This window comes from Aerosakkonema funiforme FACHB-1375 (assembly GCF_014696265.1).
Classification (GTDB): domain Bacteria; phylum Cyanobacteriota; class Cyanobacteriia; order Cyanobacteriales; family Aerosakkonemataceae; genus Aerosakkonema; species Aerosakkonema funiforme_A.
This window is the reverse complement of sequence record NZ_JACJPW010000048.1, coordinates 29,431-44,568: the sequence shown is the minus strand read 5'-3', so window position 1 is coordinate 44,568 and position 15,138 is coordinate 29,431. Positions and strand designations below refer to the sequence as shown.

Genomic DNA, 15,138 nt, shown 5'->3' with positions numbered 1-15,138 from the left:
AGTATGTTACTCTACTTAACCTAACCTGTACTATTTCTTAGCTGTTGGCTACAGGTATAAATTGCCGATATTATGGTATAGTTTTTCCAAATTGCTAGCGATCGCAATAATAGCGCAGCTATTCGCCAATTGCGACGGAAACTGGTAGGCGACAAATATAGCAACAGTCAAGGCGGTTAAGGCATTCTTAATTCCTGAAACCCTCGCTCCTAATCCCTTCTGCCCCGACGCCCGACGCCCTAACCCCTAGTCCCTAGCTATAAAAAAATTGGGGACACTCGACGCGCCCCCAAAACCTTTACCAAAATCTGGCTCTACACGTTAACTGCAACCTTGGCTTCCTTAGTAGTCAACCGCTCGTAAGTTGCTCGCATTTTCAGACCGGTGAGGACTTGGAAAAGTCCCGTTCCGTTGTTAGAACCGGGATATTCCCTATGCTGTAGCAACAGATGGGTCAGCTCTCCGTGGTACTTGGCCGAAGTTTTGCTCAAATGGCTCTCGATATAGATTACTTGCTCCAGATTGTCTAATTGTCCATCCACTTCCAGCACTGAGGCGGGGTGACCGTAGTAAGAATCTGGGCCGTAGTGCATCTTGATACCTGGGTAGGAGCAGGTGAGCTTAGTGCCGCACGGTCTCCAGTCAATCGTAGACCCTTCATCAAACAGATAAGCTGGCTCAAAGCCTTCCACTCCATCCTTCTGAATGAGGCGCACCCGCAGGATCTTACCTTCTTTGTCATCCTTGAGTAATTGCGTGGGCAATACTTGGATAACCACATCGGCAAACTCTTTCTGAGGCTCGATATAGGCGGTAAAATCTGGGCGGCGAGCGTTGATCGCAGCAATCACATCTTCGTAGGTGTGACCCCGCTCGGACATATCCCGCTGGATTTTCCAAGCAATTTTGACTTCTTCGCTGATGTCGAGGTACACGCTGAAGTCGATTAGCGATCGCACCCGTTCATCGTACAGGGGATGCAGCCCCTCGATCACCACGATATGATTTGGCTCCACCACTTCTGGTGGATCGATCATGCCGGTTTCGTGATTGTAGATCGGCTTGTTAATCGTCTGACCGTTCTTGAGCGCCTTAATTTGCTCGTACATCAGGTCAAAGTTGTTTGCCCTGGGGTCAAGCGCGGTAATTCCCGTTTCTTTGCGCTGCTTTCTGTCCAAACTGTGATAATCGTCCAGACAAATCACGGTGACAAACTCTTTCCCAAACAAATCCGTTATGCGGCGCAAAAATGTGGATTTACCGCATCCGGAGTCTCCGGCGACGCCAATTAGAACCACGCGGTCCGGCTTACTGGTCATAGCTTCCCTCTGTCGATTATGATTCTCTACTAACCGGGTCTAAACTTGAGCTAAATCCACAGCCTAAAGGTCACCCTTTGATTGGAACGGCAACTATCTTTTTGAGAGACGTTGCGCTTTCGCGACAAAGCACGAAAACAAACCAATCCGTGTGGCAGTCTGGCATCTGCCCTTTAGGGAAGACTCAAGCCTTCGATGAGTAAGTATTTACTACTACACTATTATTGAAAGATCTTACCAGAGTGGGATCTGCCTTACAAGGCATAAAACAAAGTGGAATCGTTTTAGCTCAAGTATTTATGCTAATGTTAGTTGTGCATTTTTTATAAAAAAAATGTAAAACTGACTCGACGGTCACATTCTGTAGGAGGTTTACCCTGTAGGGTAGGGAAGGTCTGATGTCGGATTTTCCGCTCCTGGGATCTTTGACCGGTGAGCTTAGCTTTGCAACACTATAAAAGGCTGCTTTCTTCAGCTATAAGTTCTAACCCTAGCTATCTAGCTGGTGGTAGAACACTCATGTGGTGGCAAGGGAACTTGGCAGCAGCAACAAGTGAAGTTCAGTTCGGAGAGATCGAAGCAATGTACAATCCTAGCGCAGCTGGTAGTGCTGCTAACACGGTATCTGGTAGCCGTGTGTTTGTTTATGAAGTGGTGGGTCTGCGTCAGAACGATGAAACTGACAAAATGAGCTACCCGATTCGTCGTAGTGGCAGCGTATTTATCACTGTGCCCTATAACCGCATGAATGAAGAAATGCGGCGGATTACGCGCATGGGCGGCCAAATTGTTAGCATCCGGCCTTCAGGGCAAGAGCAAACCAATGGCCAAGCGATATCTGACAAAGCAGGGGATGTGAAAGCGACATCAGAACCAGCACCAGAACCTGCGAAGTTAGAGGAAAAAACCAAGCCTATGACTCAAGCAAAGGCTCATGAAAATGTGCCGGTTAATACTTATCGTCCCAACAATCCCTGGACTGGGAAGTGCATAAGCAACGAGGAGTTGGTTGGCGAAGGCGGTATTGGCACTTGCCGTCACCTGATGTTCGACCTTGAGGGTAGCGAACTGCGGTATCTGGAAGGCCAAAGTATTGGTATCATCCCACCGGGAACGGACAAGAACGGCAAACCTCACAAGTTAAGGTTATACTCGATCGCCTCTACTCGTCACGGCGATCGCGTCGATGACAAGACGGTATCTCTCTGTGTCCGGAAGCTGGAGTACAAGCATCCAGAAACCGGCGAACTTGTGGAAGGTGTTTGTTCTAGCTATCTCTGCAAGCTCAACCCCGGCGATGAAGTGAAAATCACCGGGCCAACAGGCAAGGAGATGCTCCTACCGAACGACCCGAACATCAATGTGATTATGATGGCGACGGGTACTGGTATTGCACCCTTCCGCGCTTACCTGTGGCGGATGTTCAAGGATAACGAAAGAGCTGCCAACCCGGACTATAGGTTTAATGGCTTGGCTTGGCTGATTTTCGGTGTGGCAACCAGCCCGAATATCCTGTACAAGCCAGAATTAGAGGAAATGCAAGAGCGCTATCCCGATAATTTCCGCTTGACTTATGCTATCAGCCGCGAACAGAAAAATGCCCAAGGTGGCAAGATGTACATCCAAGACAGGGTAGCCGAAAATAGCGCTGAACTCTGGAAACTAATTCAGCAAGAAAATACCCACACTTACATCTGCGGTTTGAAGGGTATGGAAGATGGTATCGACCAAGCTCTTACTGAAGCTGCTAGTAAGGATGGAGTGGCTTGGAATGAGTATCAAAGAACTTTGAAGAAAGCCGGTCGCTGGCACGTAGAAACTTACTAGGAAATGGAGAATTGGGGATTGGGAATTGGATTATTTTGATTCTCAATTACTCGGTTTTCTATTTTTAATAGGGATTCGTATAGTAGGGTGGGCAATGCTCACCCTACTATAATTGTTTTAGATGCGATCGAGAGTTAGTAAAAATGGGCGACAAACAAGTAGCAGATTTGACTGTGGAAGAACTTAAGGCGATAATTACTCAGGTTGTGGATGAAAGGTTACGGCAGGAGCGGCAATCTAGTATACCAGCAAAAAAGCGCTCTTTGCAAGAAGTAATGGAATCAGTCGATCGCCACAGGTGGACGCCACCACCCGGAACGCCAACGGGAAGTGAAATGATTATTGCGGAGAGAGAAAAATGGCGACAGCCTATGTAGTTGATGCCAGCGTAGTAATTAAATATTTTCTTACAGAACCATACACCCCAGAGGTGCGGATTCTTGTGGCTGGAATCAGTCATGGCGATGAGTTGTATATTCCTGAGTTTTGCTCGATCGAATGCGTTAATGTTCTGTGGAGTAATGTCCGTTTTCGGGGACTTTCGCAGACAGATGCAGAGCAATTTGTTATCGATATGTTAGATCTGCCGTTTCAAATTGTGCCAGTTAAAAATTTACTACCGCGTGCTTTGCAAAATGGTTTAACTCATCAATTGGCGATATATGATTCTTTGTACATTGCCTTAGCATTAGATCGAGATTTTCCGTTAATTACAGTTGATGATAAACAATTAAATGCGGCACTTGCTTGCGGTGTAGCTATTAAACCAATAACAGATTTTTCACCTATGTGATATAATGAGCGGATCTAATCGTAGGGTGGGTTAGGCACGGGCGATAATTTCAACACTTTCGATCGATAATGTTAGTTCCCGTGTCATAACCAAACAATAACAGTTGAAAACTCTGACGCACGCTACCATAATGTGCTGCTAGATTAAATTGTTTCCGGGTCAATTCCTAACTCTCGCAATTTTGCTGCTAATCTTACAGCTTTGCGTTCCAATTCTACAAAGTCAATAAACTTTTGTCCATCTGGTCGGTATAGTTCTAATCCTGCATCTGAAAATTCAAACCGCACTCCCAAACGGGGACTCACCCAAGCAGACATCGACTCAATTACATCTAATATACCTTCATTTCGCAGCCATCCATCCAAATTCTTCTTCTTAGGATCGTAGAGATAATACTCCTCGACATTATATTCGTTATAAAATAAAAGTTTTTTATTCATTTCCTTCTTGGTGTTAGTTTCAGAAAGAATCTCAAACACCACTTGGGGAGCAATATTATCTTCATTCCACGGGAGGTAAGATTTGCGTTCTTTTTTCTCTCGACCGAAGACTACCATCACATCGGGAGCTTGGCAAATATCCTTTCTTTCTTCTACTGGATACCAGATTAAGTCCCCTGTGATAAATACGTTCGGGTCGTCCTTAAATATGCCATCTAAATTCGCTTTTATTTTGGTAATCCAGTCATACTGTATCGTACTATCTGCCATCGGCTTGCCATCACTAGACGGATAAATAATTACGGGTTTTTCATCAGTTTGTTGCATAATTTATACCGTTTAGATGAATAAGAAATAAATATTAATGCTGACCGAAAAAAAGGGGTTTAAAGCTTACCATTTCAATGGCAATCATCAAAAAATGTTTCCGAATTTCAAGATCCGCCTTGAAAAGGCGGAACCAATCCAAAATCTAAAATCCAAAATCCAAAATCGGGTGACCTGGAAGGGAATACTTAACTTTGGTAACTATAATATCTTACAATGGGTGGGGTTTAATTACGTTTCAACGGGTCAGAAGCGTGGGTTTCAAAATCGGTTTGCTGGGATTGGGAACGGTAGGTACGGGGACGGCGGAGATTTTGCTGTCGCCGGAGGGTCGTCATCCGGTGGTGCGGGAGTTGGAAATTTATCGGGTGGGGGTACGATCGCTCGATAAACCCCGCACGGTACAATTGCCACCGGAGATCCTGACAACGGATCTGGAAGCGATCGTCACTGACCCGAATATTGATATCGTGGTAGAGGTGCTGGGTGGATTGGAGCCGGCGCGATCTCTCATCCTCACAGCCATTGCCCACGGTAAGCACGTCGTTACAGCCAATAAAGCCGTAATTTCTCGTTTTGGCAGCGAAATCTTCACCGCTGCGAACGAAAAAGGCGTTTACGTGATGCTAGAAGCCTCTGTCGGCGGCGGTATCCCGGTAATTCAACCGCTCAAACAAGCTTTGGGAGTTAACCGCATTCAAACGGTTATCGGTATTGTCAACGGTACGACTAACTATATCCTCACCCGAATGCGAGATGAAGGTGCGGACTTTGGCGAAGTTCTCGCCGACGCGCAACGCTTGGGCTATGCTGAAGCTGACCCGACGGCAGATGTGGATGGTTTGGACGCTGCGGATAAAATTGCTATCCTCGCATCTTTAGCTTTTGGCGGACGCATCAAATTAGAAGATGTGTATTGCGAAGGAATTTCTCAGGTAGGTGCGGCGGATATCGCTTACGCCGAAAAGTTGGGATTTGTAATTAAGTTGCTGGCAATTGCCAAAAAATTAGATGTCAACTCGGAACTACTCTCGATTCGAGTTAATCCTACCCTCCTCCCGAAAACTCATCCCCTAGCCAGTGTCAACGGGGTCTATAATGCGATTTTGGTAGAAGGCGAACCGATCGGTCAAGTTATGTTCTACGGCAGGGGTGCCGGTGCTGGCCCAACTGCTACTGCCGTTGTCTCCGATATTTTAAACATTGTCTCTGTCCTGAAGGTAGCAGAGCCGGAGAAGGGGAGAGCGGGAGAAAATGTAGATAATGCTGCCCCCACTCCCCCACTCCCCCACTCCCCCACTCTTCATTCGCTTCTCGCTTGTTCCCATCAACACTATTGCCAAATTGCCCCAATAGAAGAATTGGTGACGCGATTTTACGCTCGCTTCTTGACAAAAGACTTCCCTGGTGTTATTGGCAAACTGGGGACTTGCTTCGGCGATCGCGGCGTTAGCCTGGAGTCTGTCGTACAGACAGGCTTCCAAGGTGAATTGGCAGAGATTGTCGTTGTCACTCACGATGTCCGGGAAGGTAATTTCCGCCTAGCTTTGGACGACATTCGCAGCCTGGAAGCTGTGGATAGCGTTGCCAGTCTGCTGCGGGTTCTTTAAATTTTTGTACAAGTTTTGAAAATAAATGTCAACAAGTGCCTCAACTTAGTGTATAAATGAATTGAGAATAATTCGCAGTTAAGTTGAAACAAATCGGATGGAGCAATCGAGCGTTAACCAGGTGGCCAGACAGGTTGTGGGCATTCCGCGAGGCGAGCGCTGGCAAGCTTACCAAAGACTGCAATCGCTAGGTATTGCGTGCTGGTGTACCGAGCGGGGTGACCTGCAAGTTGAGGTAAATAGCCCGCTAGCAGCGATCCAAGTATGGAGTGCGATCGGGCAATTAACTCGCCCTCGGCGCGACTTGGCAGTATGGCTAGATCGGTGTTGGCAACTGAAATTTAACAAAACCGGTATGTGACCTTGGCAAGATGAATTTATCTCAAATTGAGAATAATTATTGAAAGAAAAAAGGATTGGCAATCGTGGGTAAACACAAAAGCTCTCAAATGTCGCCATTTCAGCTAGAAGGACGTTTCCTGGGTTATGAAGTGGAGGATGCCTGCAAAATCAAGCGGATGAGACTTGCTACTGCCGAAGGCGAGCTCTGGCTTAAACTCTCGAAAGAAGCGAGGGCGACGCTCAGCCGCTATCGGGTTCTCGTACCGGGGGATTGGATCGAAATTTTTGGTGAAGAAAAGCTCGATCGAGAAACAGGCGAACATAAGATAAAAGTCTATGAAGTATTGCCTAAAGCCGCTCTAGCGGCGACATCGGCATCGCCCTTAGAGACTGTTACCTCAACCAAAGCCACTAAGCCTGCCAAAGTGCAGGCTTGTATTTTAGTATGTCAAAAATCAGATTGCTGCAAGCTTGGCGCTAGACAGGTTACTCGCTTCTTGGAGGAAGGGTTGCGCGATCGCGGTTTGTCGGGAGAGGTGACAGTGAAGGCAACTGGCTGCATGAAGCAGTGCAAGGCAGGGCCAAATATTGTGATGCCAGATAAAACTCGTTACAAGCGAGTAGATCTTCAAGAAGTACCCCAGTTGCTGGACAAGCATTTTCCCATTGAAGGAACTATTCCTGAAGAGGCAGTTTCACAACTGGCAGTAGTACGGTAATCTATATTAAAATTGCCGTTTTCTCTAGGAGGGCGATCGAGATGACAAATTCCCCTTTACCAGATCCCCAGTCATCTCCAAAAGATCCATTAGGATTTGATGAGTTCATCGGCATCTTGGTTGCCTTGTCCACTATCGGCAGTATTTTTTGGTGGGCGGTATCTCAAAAACCGCAGAGTTTGAATTTTATCAGCGTTCTTCCGCCTGAATTAGTTCCCGCTACAGGACAGTCTCCTTCTCCTTCACCAGTTCCACCTGCGATCGCGAGTCCTTCGGCAAAAGATCCCGTGGCGATCGTTCCGGGTGAAACGGCAAAACTGTCTACAGGGGTAGCTGCCGCAATCCTTCCTATTCAAAAGACACAAACTTCTTCAAAAGCAGCTGCTGCGATCGTTCCCCCCAAGAAAGCGCAACCTTCTCCCAAGATAGTAGGTGCGATCGCGCCGGGAAAGAAGGCCCAACCTATTGGTAAGCTAAAACGCTCTAGTATCGAAACCCTACCAAAGATAGTCACCGCAGTTCCAGCTGCACCGGCTGCACGAAAAGCTTCTACACCAGCCAAACAAGTTAAATTTTCCGATGTTCCGGCTAACTTGTGGGCAACTCCATTTATTGCAGCTCTTACTCAGCGCGGTGTTTTTACAGGATTTACCGATAAAACTTTTCGCCCATATCAAGCAATGACGCGAGCTGAATTTGCAGTCAGGCTAGATAAAGCATTTAACAAGAAACCAGAAGAAGCGGCGACAGCTTTTGAAGATGTGCCTAACAACCACTGGGCATATTCATCAATTAAAGAAAGCGATATGGCAGGATTTATGGAGGGATATCCTAAAGATTATTTCCGACCGGCCAAATCGGTGACCAGAACAGAAGCTATTGTTGCACTGGCTAGCGGTTTGGATTTGAAAGTACCTGCCAATCCAGAAAAAATATTACAAAGTTACAAAGACGCGGCTCAGATTCCCAAATATGCTAGAGGCAAAGTAGCAGCTGCTATTCAGGCTGGTTTAGTAGTAGGCTCTAACTCAAATTTGTTGAGACCGAATCAACCAGCTACTCGTGCGGAAGTGGCAGCTTTTCTCTATCAAGGTTTGGTAAAACGGGGTAAGGTGAAAGCGATTAATTCTAAGGCGATAGTCAAACCTTAATTAAGTTTCCGGTTTGCATTCAAAGAAGGCTCTCCCGTATTAATGTTGATAATTGACATCCTCATCGCCCTCAAGGACTAATAGTTAGTTAAAGATTTGCTAACTAAAACTAACTAATGTCAATAAATATGGAAAGGGAAAAATGGCAGAGCTTGTAATTGGCTTAGATCTGGGTACGGGAGGAGTACGAGCGATCGCAGTTGACTTGCAAGGTCAAATTATCGCCCAAGCAACCAGTAGCTATCCCCTGTTAACCCCCCAACCCGGTTGGACGGAGCAAAACCCATCAGATTGGGTGGAAGCAAGTCTGGATGCGCTATCCAATGTTACTCAACAGCTAGAAGGACACCGAACGATGTCTGGCGACAAGCCGCTGCGCGTCTACGCACTCGGTTTGTCGGGACAAATGCACGGTATGGTGCCTTTGGATGCTGATGGTAATGTTATCAGACCTGCAATTTTGTGGAACGATCAACGCACGGGTAAAGCTGTTGAAGAAATCGAAGCGATCGTTCCCCGTCAAGAGTTAATTCAGCGTACCGGAAATCCTGCAATTACAGGGTTTCAACTGCCGAAGTTGATATGGTTGAGAAGTGAAGAACCGCAAGCTTATGCTCGACTTCAGCAAATATTGCTGCCAAAAGATTATTTAGGATATGTGCTGACTGGGGAACGAGTAACAGAACCATCCGATGCGTCTGGTGTGGGATGTTTGAACCTGGCTAATCGGCAATGGGATACGGATATACTTAATGCTCTTGGTATTAATGTAGAGTTGTTTCCTTCAGTAGTTGAGTCTACCGCGATCGCAGGTAAACTGAAACCGGAAATAGCTAGCCGCGTGGGATTACCTGCGGGATTGCCTGTAATTGCAGGCGGAGGCGACAATGCAGCAGCTGCGATCGGTTTAGGCATTTCATCGAGCAATCTCAATCGGGGAAGTTTGAGTATCGGTACATCTGGTGTAATTTTTGCACCTTGCGATCGCCCGATTCCCGATCCAGAAGGTCGAGTGCATTTGTTCTGTCATGTAGATGGTGGGTATCATTTACTGGGAGTAACGCTGGCGGCGGGTGGTTCTCTGCGTTGGTATCGGGATACATTTGCACCGCACATTGCTTATACAGAACTGATGGATTTAGCAGCGCGATCCCAACCCGGTGCGCGTGGTGTTTTATTTTTACCTCACCTTGCAGGTGAACGCAGTCCGCACCTCGATCCAGATACTCGTGGCGCTTGGGTAAATTTGTCACTAGCTCATACGCAAGCAGACTTGATTCGTGCTGTACTGGAGGGGGTTGCATTCAGCTTGCGGGAAGCGTTGGAGGTAATTACGGAGATTACACCCGTCCATCAACTTTTGGCTACAGGTGGAGGAGCGCGATCGTCCATCTGGTTACAAATTTTGGCAGATATTTTGCAAACGCAACTCATTGCACCTTCTTCGGAAGAAGGTGCAGCTTATGGAGCAGCTATTTTGGCAATGGTAGGAGTTGGTGCATATCCCAACTTAGAGGCTGCATTTGCGATCCTCTCACAGGACAGCAATACAGTACAGCCACAAGCAAATGCTGTGTATGAAGAAGGGTTCAAGCGGTATAAGTTATTGTACGAAGCTCTGAAAGGCGTTTTGCGATCGCCAGAAGAAAACGATTAGAACTGGTAGCGGCGTTTGTTCGTCGAGTTGACTTTTTTCTGCGAATACAATAGTATTCAATATATGGTACACACTGTCATTGATTTATTTGCTGGTGCTGGGGGCTTAACTACAGGTTTTCACTTAGCGGGTTTTCAAACGATATGCGCTATTGATGAAAATGCGAAAGCTTTGGCAACATTTAAGCATAACTACCCAGAAACAAAATTAGTTCTGGCAAAGGATATTCGCACAATTAATGCTAGGGAAATTCGACTAACACTTCAATTAGAAAAAGAAGAGTTAACCGCGATAATTGGTGGCCCTCCATGTCAAGGATTCTCTCGCAATATTCCTGCTGAATACAGATATTTAGAAGACCCTCGCAACCAGCTATACAAAACTTTTTTAGAGTTTGTAAAAGAATTCCGACCTTTGTATGTTGTGATGGAGAATGTACCCGAAATTCTGAAAGCCTATAACGGTACAGTTAGAGAAGAGATAACCATAAAACTAGAGCAAATGGGATATGGGGTGACATCCGCATCATTAAATGCTGCAAATTATGGGGTTCCCCAAACTAGAGCAAGAGCTTTTTTTGTAGGATGTTTGAATGGTGTTGCTCCTACAATTCCAGAACCTACTCATTATGGAGATATTAAATCTCTTAAATCCGAACAAAAGAGTATTCAGCTAAATTTACTACAGCCTATAGCCTCTCCAATTGTGACTGTCAGAGACGCGATCGGAGATTTGCCATTACTAGAAGCTGGACAGGAATATACCGCAGAGACATATATCTGCGAACCGCAAAGTAATTATCAAAGATTACTACGTAGCGGTAGTAACAAGCTAGTTAATCACGTTGCTCGTAAATTAAGCTCCATCCAAATGTCTAGAGCTAGAGTTTTAAAAGAAGGTCAAGATGCTAGAGATTTACCTCCAGAACTAGCGCCAAAAAAGCATTACAGCGGAGCTTATGGAAGACTATACTGGGATAAACCCGCTAGAACTATTACTAGGTGGGTTTTTCACCCTGGATCTGGAAGATTCTTTCATCCCACACAAGATAGGACTATTACAATCCGTGAAGCTGCAAGGCTTCATTCTTACCCAGATAAATTTCATTTCCTGGGTTCATATACGGAAATGGCAGACCAAATCGGAGAATCAGTACCTCCCTTGTTAGCTAAAGCGATCGCTGAATGTATTCTCCAGAGGAGTCCTCATCATCTTGTGGCTAATTAAACTTCTGTTCAAGAGTTGACAAGATGGCTTGCACGTACTCATCAGGTGTCAGGCGGTTTCGCTCAATTACGATCCGAATTGGTTGCTCTGGAATAGTTTGGACTTTAAAAAGTTGCTTTTGATTTTTATACCAAATTAATGTTAGCTTACCATCAATTTTTCCTTGTAATCCTTTGCCTGCCTCTCTAGTATTTCGATCGATTGACCAGTTCCAAGAAAACTGATGCGGATCGAGTGGAGTTAGGGGGTACTCGACATATACATATTCAGTGGCGTTTTTCTTTTTGCAAAGGATGCCTTCGTAGCTATCTGTTACACCTTGTAGAGTGCGATCGTATATCAGTTTTTGGTTCCAATGGTAAACGATCGCTTCTCCCAAATTTGCTGGCGGTGAGTCTACTGTCAAACCAGGAAAGCCTAGTGCTGCTGCTTTTGTAACTACATCGGCTCGTTGAATTACGAACGCAAAAGTAAATCCAGGGTTAAGGTTTGGTAACTGAATTGTCTTTAATGACCAGCCTGTTCGCGTTCTAATATCAACAGCATCATGTAGAAGCTTAGTGCGCCCAGATGTAGGATCGGAAAGAGGAATATTTTTAACATAATGAAATATCGCTTCCCAGGAGTAATCCTCTATGGAGCCAACAATGGGAGCGGCAATTGTCGCAACGATCGCTTCCCTTAATCTCTCAACTTCCTCACTCGTCAGCATCCAAAGATTCCTCAACTGCTTCCAGAAGTGCGCTCATAGTCACGCCTAGTGCAGTAGCAATTTGGTAAAGAACCCGGACAGATGGACTTTTCAACCCTCGTTCTAGTTGGCTGATATAAGTTCTATGCAGATTCGCAACCTCTGCAAGATGTTCCTGTGACCAACGTTTCGCCGTGCGAAGACGTTGTATCTCTACTCCTAGAAGACGATCCAATTTTTTGAGCGGCATTAAAGCTAGGTTAATGCCTTGAATACAATAGTGCTATAGACTATAGTATTCAAACTGGTGCAAACTCTTTGTATATCTTGATTCAGCCGATTTTGGCAAGGATCGCTTAAGCAGCTGCTTCGTCGATAAGTTGCAAGGGGTTGAGGAGCGCGATCGTCCAAGCAATTGTCAACGCAATAAAGCTTAAAGCCCATCAAATCAATGGTTGTGAGGAATCTGTCCATTCTTAGCACTGCGCGATCGCTCCTAAATATCCCATTTTGGGATAATCCCAAAATCGGTTTATCGTATCTGAGGCACAGATATTTTTTAAATAAGGCAAGATGAAATCCATCTTTAGCCCTGAGTATGACATTTTTCGCCAGCGCATGATTGCGGCAAGGAAGGAAGCTAAGTTGACGCAAGCAAAACTTGCTAAATCTCTCAACAAACCGCAATCTTTTGTGGCGAAATATGAAAACGGCGAAAGACGATTAGATGTGATTGAATTTTTGGTAGTTACTCGTGCGATCGGCATAGACCCATGTGAAATTATTAGGGAGATTGAGCAACAATTAGCAGGGACATCTTGTGGAGAAAAAGGATGAATACACAAGATGTAATTAGATCGGCATCTCATTATTTAGATGGGTTATCTGGACATATTTTTGACATATTGGATATTACCAAACCTATCTCTGTAGATGCAGCAGTCAATTTATCTAAAGTTATCTCCAAGCTTTCGCCACTACTGGGAAATCTGATTGAATTTAATACTGTTGAGTTTCTAAATAAACAAGACGAATTCTCTGAGTTTGGCAAGTGGCAGAGGCAAGACCCTGGTTTTCCCGATACCATTTTTGTAGGCAGCGTTCAACCAACGCCAGGGTTAGAAATTAAAGCATGGTTTCCGCTTGCTACAGAAATAACAGCACGTTTCAAAGATAGCCAAAACCATTTCCAATTTGACCAGACTTATGTTGCAATTTTGGCATGGCTACCAGAGAGAGTTATTTATGGTAAACCTCGGATTGTTGATGTATGTGTTGTTTCTGGTTTGTCTGTAGCTGCTGCTAGAGATAATCACTACCATAATCCACCAGATTACCTTGTTTTAGAGCCGGAAGACACAACTCAAAGAACTGCTAATCTACAGCAAACAAACACTAACGGTTATAAATTTCAAGGTTCTACAGAAGAGTTTTTAGAAGCACAAAAAATAGTTGAATCATGGGGAATTGAAGGAAAAATATACAGACCGACCAGAGAATATCAATTACTTTTACGGGAATTGTTGATACGGTATAAATATAGGCTAGATACCAATTTTGCGAAGATGGACAGGATTGTACATCCGGGTATAGAGCAATTCAAACGGCGTGTTTTCAATATTGAAGTTTCTGGGATGACGATCGGACAATGGAATAGATTGCTATCAACCCGTAGAGAAAATCCCATCAAGCAAGCTCTACAAACCTACTTGGATATTAAAGAAGAGAATATTGATGAACTTATTGAGTAAATCTGTTTACTCCATAGTAAAAATAGTCTGGGTCGATTTCACAGGAGTAGGCTTTTCGTCTCAAGTTACGTGCTGCTAGCGATGCACTAAATAAGCCTCCAAATGGTTCCCAAATAACATCATTTTCATCACTTGAAGCTTCAATGATGAGATTCATCAAGTCAAGAGGTTTTTGGTTGAGATGTACCGCTTTACCAGAAGGTATTTTAATTCGCTCATCTCCTCGCAAAGCATGACGTTCCCAAACGTTTGTAAACCCATGAGGACATTTAAATTTCGATCGCATTTGACTCCATTCTCGTCCCGTCAAAGGTCGATCGCCATCTAAAGAAAAATATGGTCTGCCTTCTGTATTTCCATATTCATTTGCATAATTTACCAACTTTTCAAACATTTCTGGAGGTGGAAAATACCATAAATGCCCTCGATCGAAATATTTTCTAGTTGCCGCATCTGCTACACCGCAAGCATTATTTGCTCTTTTTAGTGGCAGTCCCGATCGCTTCCATTCTTTAAGCAACCATGTTTTCAAAGGAAGCTCATTAATAGTTACATCTCTAACATATTGAACGCAGACTTCTGTAACTACTGGAAACCTGCGAATCTTTCCTGTATTTACATTACCCGCTATATGACCTTTGCCTTTATTCCAAATATTACAATTAACATAACGCCAACCATGCTTTTCTAGAATTGGATGAACGACAGCCCAACCTATTTCTGAATTCCAAAACCACAGTGTCGTACATGGCATAGCTGCCTTTGACCAAGCTTGAATATGAGGTTTATACCACTCAGGTAAATCGAGATGATCGGAGGTATCCCCTTCAAATCCCAGCACACCATAAGCCCCATCTGACACGATAACGGTGGGTTGTTCCCATCGATCGTAATGTTCGAGGCTATTGCCCAAGGATAGAGTAACAAATTCATCACTCCATACAGAAAAGCTTGGATTTGCGTCTAGCTTCACTACTTTTCCGCGACCAACTGTACTCGTTGCCTTGGGTTTTAGGGTGTTGCAGGGGTCTTGGTTAGGCAAACTCATCTAATAACTCTACGAATTAAGAAAACTAAAGTGCTTGTCAATTTATCCCTTTTTAGGATATCTTGGCTGGGGACAAACACTAAATTTTAGCCAGAATCGCTTGGGCAGCAGCTTTACCGACTCTTAGGAACGGTGGAGAAAGGCGATCGCACATCTGGTTACAAATTTTGGCAGATATTTTGCAAACTGAACTGATTGTGCCTTCTTCAGAAGAAGGTGCAGCCTAGCTTTTGGAA

At 44.8% G+C, this 15,138-nt stretch carries 17 protein-coding genes; 11 read left to right on the top strand and 6 right to left on the bottom strand.

Annotation, left to right across the window (positions count from 1 at the left end):
• Window positions 1-48: 48 nt before the first annotated feature.
• Together H6G03_RS38885 and H6G03_RS19170 are read right to left on the bottom strand one after the other, a co-directional pair.
• Window positions 49-171: a hypothetical protein gene (locus tag H6G03_RS38885; RefSeq protein ID WP_255512252.1), complete on the bottom strand. Its 123-nt coding sequence runs from the start codon at window positions 169-171 to the stop codon at window positions 49-51.
• Window positions 172-314: 143 nt separating this feature from the next.
• A complete protein-coding gene (locus H6G03_RS19170; protein ID WP_190466792.1) occupies window positions 315-1,319 on the bottom strand; it encodes a phosphoribulokinase in 1,005 nt (334 codons plus the stop codon).
• 582 nt (window positions 1,320-1,901) lie between these two features.
• Here H6G03_RS19170 and petH point away from each other — a divergent pair.
• From petH to H6G03_RS19155, 3 genes are all read left to right on the top strand, one after another.
• Window positions 1,902-3,146: a ferredoxin--NADP reductase gene (petH, locus tag H6G03_RS19165; RefSeq protein WP_190466864.1), complete on the top strand. Its 1,245-nt coding sequence runs from the start codon at window positions 1,902-1,904 to the stop codon at window positions 3,144-3,146.
• Between the two features lie 143 nt (window positions 3,147-3,289).
• On the top strand, window positions 3,290-3,523 hold the full coding sequence (locus tag H6G03_RS19160; RefSeq protein ID WP_242060431.1) for a hypothetical protein: 234 nt from the start codon (window positions 3,290-3,292) through the stop codon (window positions 3,521-3,523).
• Window positions 3,505-3,939 carry a type II toxin-antitoxin system VapC family toxin gene (locus H6G03_RS19155; RefSeq protein WP_190466789.1) on the top strand — a complete coding sequence of 145 codons (435 nt, stop codon included), beginning with the start codon at window positions 3,505-3,507 and terminating at the stop codon, window positions 3,937-3,939. The genes H6G03_RS19160 and H6G03_RS19155 overlap by 19 nt, the downstream gene beginning before the upstream one ends.
• Before the next feature lie 143 nt (window positions 3,940-4,082).
• On the opposite strand, the gene H6G03_RS19150 is transcribed toward H6G03_RS19155, so the two are convergent.
• Window positions 4,083-4,706: a Uma2 family endonuclease gene (locus H6G03_RS19150; RefSeq protein ID WP_190466786.1), complete on the bottom strand. Its 624-nt coding sequence runs from the start codon at window positions 4,704-4,706 to the stop codon at window positions 4,083-4,085.
• A 254-nt stretch (window positions 4,707-4,960) separates the two neighbouring features.
• Between H6G03_RS19150 and H6G03_RS19145 the strand changes: the two genes are divergently transcribed.
• The 6 genes from H6G03_RS19145 (at window position 4,961) to H6G03_RS19120 (ending at window position 11,412) form a co-directional block, all read left to right on the top strand.
• Window positions 4,961-6,316, top strand: coding sequence for a homoserine dehydrogenase (locus H6G03_RS19145; RefSeq protein ID WP_190466783.1), 1,356 nt, complete (start codon window positions 4,961-4,963; stop codon window positions 6,314-6,316).
• A 97-nt stretch (window positions 6,317-6,413) separates the two neighbouring features.
• A complete protein-coding gene (locus H6G03_RS19140) occupies window positions 6,414-6,677 on the top strand; it encodes an Asr1405/Asl0597 family protein (RefSeq protein WP_190466780.1) in 264 nt (87 codons plus the stop codon).
• Between the two features lie 64 nt (window positions 6,678-6,741).
• Window positions 6,742-7,377 (top strand): (2Fe-2S) ferredoxin domain-containing protein, encoded by a 636-nt coding sequence (locus tag H6G03_RS19135; protein ID WP_322111938.1) that lies wholly within the window; start codon window positions 6,742-6,744, stop codon window positions 7,375-7,377.
• A 41-nt stretch (window positions 7,378-7,418) separates the two neighbouring features.
• Window positions 7,419-8,528, top strand: a complete 1,110-nt coding sequence (locus H6G03_RS19130; protein ID WP_190466777.1) for an S-layer homology domain-containing protein — start codon at window positions 7,419-7,421, stop codon at window positions 8,526-8,528.
• A 142-nt stretch (window positions 8,529-8,670) separates the two neighbouring features.
• Entirely contained in the window at window positions 8,671-10,185 is a 1,515-nt protein-coding gene (gene xylB, locus H6G03_RS19125) for a xylulokinase (protein ID WP_190466775.1), read from the top strand.
• Between the two features lie 63 nt (window positions 10,186-10,248).
• Window positions 10,249-11,412, top strand: a complete 1,164-nt coding sequence (locus H6G03_RS19120) for a DNA cytosine methyltransferase (RefSeq protein WP_190466772.1) — start codon at window positions 10,249-10,251, stop codon at window positions 11,410-11,412.
• On the opposite strand, the gene H6G03_RS19115 is transcribed toward H6G03_RS19120, so the two are convergent.
• Both H6G03_RS19115 and H6G03_RS19110 read right to left on the bottom strand, forming a co-directional pair.
• Window positions 11,405-12,124: a hypothetical protein gene (locus H6G03_RS19115; RefSeq protein ID WP_190466769.1), complete on the bottom strand. Its 720-nt coding sequence runs from the start codon at window positions 12,122-12,124 to the stop codon at window positions 11,405-11,407. The genes H6G03_RS19120 and H6G03_RS19115 overlap by 8 nt on opposite strands.
• Complete coding sequence (locus tag H6G03_RS19110) at window positions 12,111-12,353, bottom strand: helix-turn-helix domain-containing protein (protein WP_190466766.1); 243 nt, start codon at window positions 12,351-12,353, stop codon at window positions 12,111-12,113. The genes H6G03_RS19115 and H6G03_RS19110 overlap by 14 nt, the downstream gene beginning before the upstream one ends.
• A gap of 323 nt (window positions 12,354-12,676) precedes the next feature.
• On the opposite strand from H6G03_RS19110, the gene H6G03_RS19105 reads away from it, so the two are divergent.
• Window positions 12,677-12,940, top strand: a complete 264-nt coding sequence (locus H6G03_RS19105) for a helix-turn-helix domain-containing protein (protein WP_190466762.1) — start codon at window positions 12,677-12,679, stop codon at window positions 12,938-12,940.
• Window positions 12,937-13,854: a hypothetical protein gene (locus tag H6G03_RS19100; RefSeq protein WP_190466759.1), complete on the top strand. Its 918-nt coding sequence runs from the start codon at window positions 12,937-12,939 to the stop codon at window positions 13,852-13,854. The genes H6G03_RS19105 and H6G03_RS19100 overlap by 4 nt, the downstream gene beginning before the upstream one ends.
• On the opposite strand, the gene H6G03_RS19095 is transcribed toward H6G03_RS19100, so the two are convergent.
• A complete protein-coding gene (locus H6G03_RS19095) occupies window positions 13,844-14,902 on the bottom strand; it encodes a DNA methyltransferase (protein ID WP_190466756.1) in 1,059 nt (352 codons plus the stop codon). The two genes, H6G03_RS19100 and H6G03_RS19095, sit on opposite strands and share 11 nt — an antisense overlap.
• Window positions 14,903-15,138: the final 236 nt, after the last annotated feature.

What these genes read in the sequence shown, in the direction of transcription:
- H6G03_RS19155 (WP_190466789.1), top strand. Translation starts at nt 3,505, where the DNA reads ATGGCGACAGCCTATGTAGTTGATGCCAGCGTAGTAATTAAATATTTT.
- H6G03_RS19105 (WP_190466762.1), top strand. Translation starts at nt 12,677, where the DNA reads ATGAAATCCATCTTTAGCCCTGAGTATGACATTTTTCGCCAGCGCATG.
- petH (WP_190466864.1), top strand. Translation starts at nt 1,902, where the DNA reads ATGTACAATCCTAGCGCAGCTGGTAGTGCTGCTAACACGGTATCTGGT.
- H6G03_RS19100 (WP_190466759.1), top strand. Translation starts at nt 12,937, where the DNA reads ATGAATACACAAGATGTAATTAGATCGGCATCTCATTATTTAGATGGG.
- xylB (WP_190466775.1), top strand. Translation starts at nt 8,671, where the DNA reads ATGGCAGAGCTTGTAATTGGCTTAGATCTGGGTACGGGAGGAGTACGA.
- H6G03_RS19140 (WP_190466780.1), top strand. Translation starts at nt 6,414, where the DNA reads ATGGAGCAATCGAGCGTTAACCAGGTGGCCAGACAGGTTGTGGGCATT.
- H6G03_RS19110 (WP_190466766.1), bottom strand. Translation starts at nt 12,353, where the DNA reads ATGCCGCTCAAAAAATTGGATCGTCTTCTAGGAGTAGAGATACAACGT.
- H6G03_RS19120 (WP_190466772.1), top strand. Translation starts at nt 10,249, where the DNA reads ATGGTACACACTGTCATTGATTTATTTGCTGGTGCTGGGGGCTTAACT.
- H6G03_RS19095 (WP_190466756.1), bottom strand. Translation starts at nt 14,902, where the DNA reads ATGAGTTTGCCTAACCAAGACCCCTGCAACACCCTAAAACCCAAGGCA.
- H6G03_RS19130 (WP_190466777.1), top strand. Translation starts at nt 7,419, where the DNA reads ATGACAAATTCCCCTTTACCAGATCCCCAGTCATCTCCAAAAGATCCA.
- H6G03_RS19170 (WP_190466792.1), bottom strand. Translation starts at nt 1,319, where the DNA reads ATGACCAGTAAGCCGGACCGCGTGGTTCTAATTGGCGTCGCCGGAGAC.
- H6G03_RS19115 (WP_190466769.1), bottom strand. Translation starts at nt 12,124, where the DNA reads ATGCTGACGAGTGAGGAAGTTGAGAGATTAAGGGAAGCGATCGTTGCG.
- H6G03_RS19150 (WP_190466786.1), bottom strand. Translation starts at nt 4,706, where the DNA reads ATGCAACAAACTGATGAAAAACCCGTAATTATTTATCCGTCTAGTGAT.
- H6G03_RS19160 (WP_242060431.1), top strand. Translation starts at nt 3,290, where the DNA reads ATGGGCGACAAACAAGTAGCAGATTTGACTGTGGAAGAACTTAAGGCG.